The organism is Saccharothrix obliqua, assembly GCF_019375475.1.
GTDB classification, from domain to species: Bacteria; Actinomycetota; Actinomycetes; order Mycobacteriales; family Pseudonocardiaceae; genus Actinosynnema; species Actinosynnema obliqua.
Genome location: NZ_JAHXGQ010000017.1, coordinates 85,498 through 91,497 on the forward strand (window position 1 = coordinate 85,498; position 6,000 = coordinate 91,497).

The 6,000-nt window shown below is 73.3% G+C and carries 1 protein-coding gene (only partly in view); it reads left to right on the top strand.

The annotated features are described in order from the left end of the window. Positions 1 to 6,000, top strand: part of the annotated coding region (locus KZQ38_RS36750; protein ID WP_257902886.1) for a type I polyketide synthase (this coding region is incomplete at its 3' end). 7,558 nt of the annotated region lie to the left of the window's left edge; 6,000 of its 13,558 annotated nt are in view.

The following is a 6,000-nucleotide window of genomic DNA, read 5'->3' on the forward strand; positions in this document are numbered from 1 at the left end:
CCGGCGGCCTCCACCGGCTGGACGAGTACGACCCCGGCGCGTTCCACGACACGCTCGCCGCGAAGGTCACCGGCGCCGCCGTGCTGGACGAACTGCTCGGCGACCGGCCGTTGGACGCGTTCGTGTTGTTCTCCTCGATCGCGGGTGTGTGGGGGGCGGCCGGGCAGGGGGCGTACGCGGCGGCCAACGCCTACCTGGACGCGCTGGCCGGGAACCGGCGGGCGCGGGGGCTCGTGGCCACGTCGATCGCGTGGGGCGCGTGGGCGGATGGCGGCATGGCGACCACGGGGGACACGCGGGAGCAGTTGCGCCGCCGCGCCGTGCTGACGATGAGCCCGGACGCGGCGTTGTCCGCCCTGGCCGAGGTCGTCGGCAGCGGTCGGACGTCGACGGTCGTGGCCCGGGTCGACTGGCCCCGGTTCGGTCGCCTGTTCACCGCGGCCCGGCCGAGCCCGTTGCTGGCGGGCGTGCCCGAGGCCGTCACGCCGGAGGCCGACCCGACCCCGGTCGTGGACCTGTCCCCGGCCGAGCTGGTCGAACTGGTGCGCCGGGAGGCGGCCGACGTGCTCGGGATGACCGAAGGCATCGACCCGGGCCGCGCGTTCCGCGACGTCGGGTTCGACTCGCTGACCTCGATCGAGCTGCGCAACCGGCTCGCGGCGGCCACCGGTGTGCGGTTGTCCGCGACGGTCGCGTTCGACCACCCGGACGCCCGGCGGCTGGCGGACTTCCTGCGGGCGGAGCTGAGCGGCGGCCCGACCCCGGAGCGGCCGGTCGCCCCGGCCGTCCCGGACACCGACCCCATCGCGATCGTCGGTCTCGGTGTGCGCCTGCCGGGCGGCGTGCGGACACCGGAGGACTTCTGGGACCTGCTCGCCACCGGACGTGACGCGACCGGCGCGTTCCCCGACGACCGGGGCTGGGAGTTCGACCCGGACCTCACGTCGGCCGGTGTCCGGCGTGGTGGCTTCCTCCGCGACGCCGACCTGTTCGACGCCGGGTTCTTCGGGATCTCGCCACGTGAGGCGTTGGCGATGGACCCGCAGCAGCGGTTGCTGCTGGAGACCACCTGGGAGGCGTTGGAACGGGCCGGGATCGCGCCGAAGTCGTTGCAGGGCGGCGACCTGGGCGTGTTCGTCGGTGCGACGACCCAGGCGTACGGGATGTCCTCGCCGGAGTCCGCCGGCTACCTGCTGACCGGTGTTTCTTCGAGCGTGTTGTCCGGTCGGGTGTCGTATGTGTTGGGTGTGCAGGGTCCTGCGGTGACGGTGGACACGGCGTGTTCGTCGTCGTTGGTGTCGTTGCACCTGGCGGCTCAGTCGTTGCGGTCGGGTGAGTGTTCGATGGCGGTGGCCGGTGGCGTGACCGTCATGGCCACGCCCACCGGCTTCGTGGAGTTCGCCCGGCAGGGCGGCTTGTCGGTGGACGGTCGGTGCCGGTCGTTCTCCGCCGACGCGGACGGCACCGGCTGGTCCGAGGGCGTGGGTGTGGTTGTCCTGCAACGGTTGTCCGACGCCGTGCGGGACGGTCGGGAGGTGCTGGCCGTCATCCGCGGTTCGGCGGTGAACCAGGACGGTGCGTCGAACGGGCTGACCGCGCCGAACGGCCCGGCCCAGGTCGCGGTGATCCGCCAGGCGTTGGCGAACGCCGGGCTCGACCAGTCCGAAGTGGACGCTGTCGAAGCCCACGGGACCGGAACGGCGCTCGGCGACCCGATCGAGGCCAACGCCCTGCTCGCCGCGTACGGCGGAGAGCGCGTGGAACCCCTGCTGCTGGGGTCGGTGAAGTCCAACATCGGGCACACGCAGGCGGCGGCCGGCGTGGTCGGTGTGATCAAGATGGTGTTGGCCCTGCGGCACGGGGTGTTGCCGCGCACCCTGCACGTGGACCGGCCTACGGACAAGGTCGACTGGTCCGCGGGCACGCTCGCGCTGCTGACCGGGAACACGGCGTGGCCCGCGGTGAACCGGCCGCGTCGGGCCGGGATCTCCTCCTTCGGCATGTCGGGCACCAACGCGCATCTCGTGCTGGAACAGGCTCCGCCGGTCGAGGTGACGCCCGACGTGCCGACGCATGGCGTCGTGCCCCTGGTCCTGTCCGCGCGGACCGAGACCGCGCTGGCGGCTCAGGCTGCGGCGCTCGCCGACCACGTCGAGGCGGGCGCGGGACTGGCCGGTGTGGCGCGATCGCTGATCACCACGCGGTCGTTGTGGAACCACCGCGCGGTCGTGGTCACCGACGACCCGGCCGACGCCGTGGCCGGTCTGCGTGCCGTGACCGGTGCTCCCGACGCGTCCCGGAGCACGCCCAAGCCCGTCATGGTGTTCCCGGGTCAGGGTGCGCAGTGGGTGGGGATGGGGCGTGAGCTGTGGGAGTCGCAGCCCGTCTTTGCCGCGCGGATGGAGGAGTGCGAGCGGGCGTTTTCGTCGTTGGTGGAGTGGTCGCTGCGTGATGTGGTGTTTGGTGCTGCGTCGTTGGATCGGGTTGACGTTGTTCAGCCGGTGTCCTTTGCGGTGATGGTGTCGTTGGCGGCGTTGTGGCGGTCGTACGGCGTGGAGCCGGATGCGGTGGTGGGCCATTCGCAGGGTGAGATCGCTGCCGCGTGTGTAGCGGGAGCCTTGTCGCTCGAAGACGCCGCGCGAGTCGTGGTGGTGCGGAGCCAGGTGATCGCGTCGGGCCTCGCGGGCCGCGGTGGGATGCTGTCGGTGGAGGTCGCGCCGGGCGAGGTCCCGGAGGGTGTGGAGGTCGCGGCCGTGAACGGTCCGCGGTCCGTTGTCCTGGCCGGTGAGCCCGGTGTGCTGGACGAACTGGAACAGCGTTACCACGACCAGGGCGTGCGGGCGAAGCGCATCGCGGTGGACTACGCGTCCCACACGTCGCAGGTCGACGCTGTCGCGGAGGAAATCCTCGAACGGATCGGGGATGTGCGTGGGCGTGAGCCGGAGATCCCGTGGTTGTCCACTGTGGATGTTGGGTGGATGGGTGCGGTGGACGCCTCGTACTGGGTGCGGAACCTGCGTCAGCAGGTCCGGTTCGCGGACGCGGTGACCGAACTCGGTCGACAGCGCGGTTTGTTCGTGGAGGTGGGTTCGCACCCGGTGTTGACGGCCGCGATCGCCGACAGCCTGCCGGATGCCGTCGTCGTGGGTTCGCTGCGTCGGGACGACGGCGGGTGGGACCGGTTCGTCCGCTCGCTGGGCGAGGTGTTCACGCACGGTGGCGAGGTGGACTGGGCGTCCGTCGTGCCGGAGGTGCGGCCCGAACCGGTGCCGACGACGGTGTTCGAGCGTCGGCGTTACTGGCTGACGCCGAGGCCCGTCAACGGCACCGCGCTCGCGCACGGCATCGTCACCGGCGTCGTGGACAACCCGGCGTCCGGCGGTGTCGTGCTCACCGGTCGCCTCTCGCGCCAGCTCCAGCCGTGGTTGGCCGACCACGTGGTGGCCGGTGACGTGCTCGTGCCGGGCGCGGCACTGGTGGAACTGGCCGTCCAAGCCGGTGATCTCCTCGGCCTACCGGCCCTGGAGGAGCTGGTGGTGGAGACGCCGGTCGTGCTCGACGACCAGTCGCTCCAGGTCCAGGTCGTCGCCGACCGGGACGAGGTCGCCGTCTACACGCGGCACCCGCACGGCGACTGGGTCCGGCACGCCACGGGCATCCCGGGCGCGGGCGTCGAGCCGGTGCCGTTCGAGTGGCCGCCCGCCGGGGCGCGGCGCGTGGACACCGACGACTTCTACGACGCCCTGGCCGGGACCGGCTACGAGTACGGGCCCGCGATGCGTGGTGTGCGTGCGGTGTGGCGCAGTGGTGACGAGTTGTTCGCGGAGATCACGCTCCCCGACGACGTCGACACCGAGGGGTTCGCCATCCACCCGGCGTTGCTGGACGCGGCACTGCACCCCGGTGCGGGCGACGAGCTGCGGCTGCCGTTCTCGTGGAACCGGATCGCCGTGCACGCCTCGGGCGCGCGGTCGGTCCGGGCCCGGCTGACGCCCACCGCCGACGGCGTCGCGCTCGCGCTCCAGGACCTGTCCGGCGCCCCGGTGCTGACGCTGGGCGAACTGGTCACCCGCCCGGCGACCGGCACACGTCACGACGACGCGCTCTACGGCGTGGACTGGGTGGACCTCGACATCGGAGCCGTCGAGCCCGCGCCGTGGCCCGTGCTGCACGTCGACACGGCGCGCCCGCTCCGCACGGTCCTCTCCGACGTGCTCACGCGAGTGCGGGCGTTCCTGGCCGAGCCGGACGCCGGCCGACTGGTCGTGACCACCGCGGGCGCCCCGGACGAACCGGTCGCCGCCGCGGTGTGGGGCCTGGTGCGCTGCGCGCGGGCTGAGCACCCCGACCGGTTCGTGCTCGCCCACGGCCGCCCCGACCTGGCGTCGGCGGTGGTGGCCGCCGGCGAGTGGCAGTTCCAGGCCGCCGACGACCACGTCCGCGTGCCCCGGCTGGTCCGCGTCACGCCGGATCCCGCGGCCGTTCTCCCCGACCTGGGCGGCACCGTGTTGATCACGGGTGTCGGCACGCTGGGCGGCCTGCTCGCCGAGCACCTGGTGGCCGAGCACGGCGTGCGGGACCTCGTGCTCGCCTCCCGGTCGGGCGCTGACGCGGAACTGGTGGCGCGCCTGCGGTCGGCCGGCGCGTCCGTGCGGGTCGAGGTGTGCGACGTCGCCGACCGCGACCAGGTCCGCGCGCTGCTGTCCCCGGCCCCGGCGGTGGTGATCCACGTCGCGGGCGTGCTGGACGACGGCGCGGTGACCGGTCTCGACGCGGACCGGCTGGACACCGTGCTGCGGCCCAAGGCCGACGCCGTCACGCACCTGGACGAGCTGACCCGCGACCTGGACCTCACCGCGTTCGTGGTGTTCTCGGCCGCCGCCGGTGTGCTGGGCAGCAGCGGCCAGGCCGGGTACGGCGCGGCCAACGCCCACGTGGACGCCGTGGTGGCCCGGCGGCACGCGGCCGGGTTGCCGTCGTGGTCGCTCGCCTGGGGTTTCTGGTCCACGCCCACGGGGATGACCGGGCACCTCGGCGTGGCCGACGCGGCGCGGATCGCCCGCGCCGGGCTGGCGCCGATCGACCCGGCACGGGGGCTGCGGCTGTTCGACGCCGCGCTCCGCTCGTCCCGGCCGCTGGTCGCACCGATCGCGTTCGACCACGCCGTGCTGCGCGAGCAAGCCCGGGACGGTCGACTGCCGTCGATCCTGCGTGCGCTCGTCGGATCGGTGCGGCGCGTGGTGGCGGCCGGTGCGGTCTCGCCCGCCCACCACGACGACCTGATCGGGCTGGTGCGCCGGGAGGCGGCGGTGGTGCTCGGGCTGCCCGACGCCAGCGCGGTGCCACCGCTGCGGGCGTTCCGCGACCTCGGGTTCGACTCGCTGACCTCGGTCGAGCTGCGCACCCGGCTCGCCTCGGCGACGGGCCTGCGGCTGCCCGCGACGCTCGTGTTCGACCACCCCGACGCGACCACGCTCGCCGACCACCTCCAGCGCCTGCTGTCCGGGACGGCCGCGCCGACCGCCACGACCGCCGTCGAGGCGAGCGCGGAGCCGATCGCGATCGTCGGTGTCGGGTTGCGGCTGCCCGGTGGTATCGACACGCCGGAGCGGTTCTGGGACCTGCTCGCCCGCGGTGGCGAGGTGATCGGCGACTTCCCGACCGATCGCGGCTGGGACCTGGAGGCGTTGTACGACCCGGACCCGGCGACCGCGGGCACGACCTACACCAGGCGTGGCGGTTTCCTGGCCGACGCCGGTGCGTTCGACGCCGGGTTCTTCGGCATATCGCCGCGTGAGGCGTTGGCGATGGATCCGCAGCAGCGGTTGTTGTTGGAGGCGTCGTGGGAGGCGTTGGAGCGGGCTGGTGTTGATCCGTCGTCGTTGCGTGGTCAGGAGGTTGGTGTGTTCACCGGCCTGATGTACCACGACTACGCGATGGGCAGCCGGTCGGAAGCCGTCGAGGGGCTGCTCGGCACCGGCACGTCCGCGAGTGTCGCCG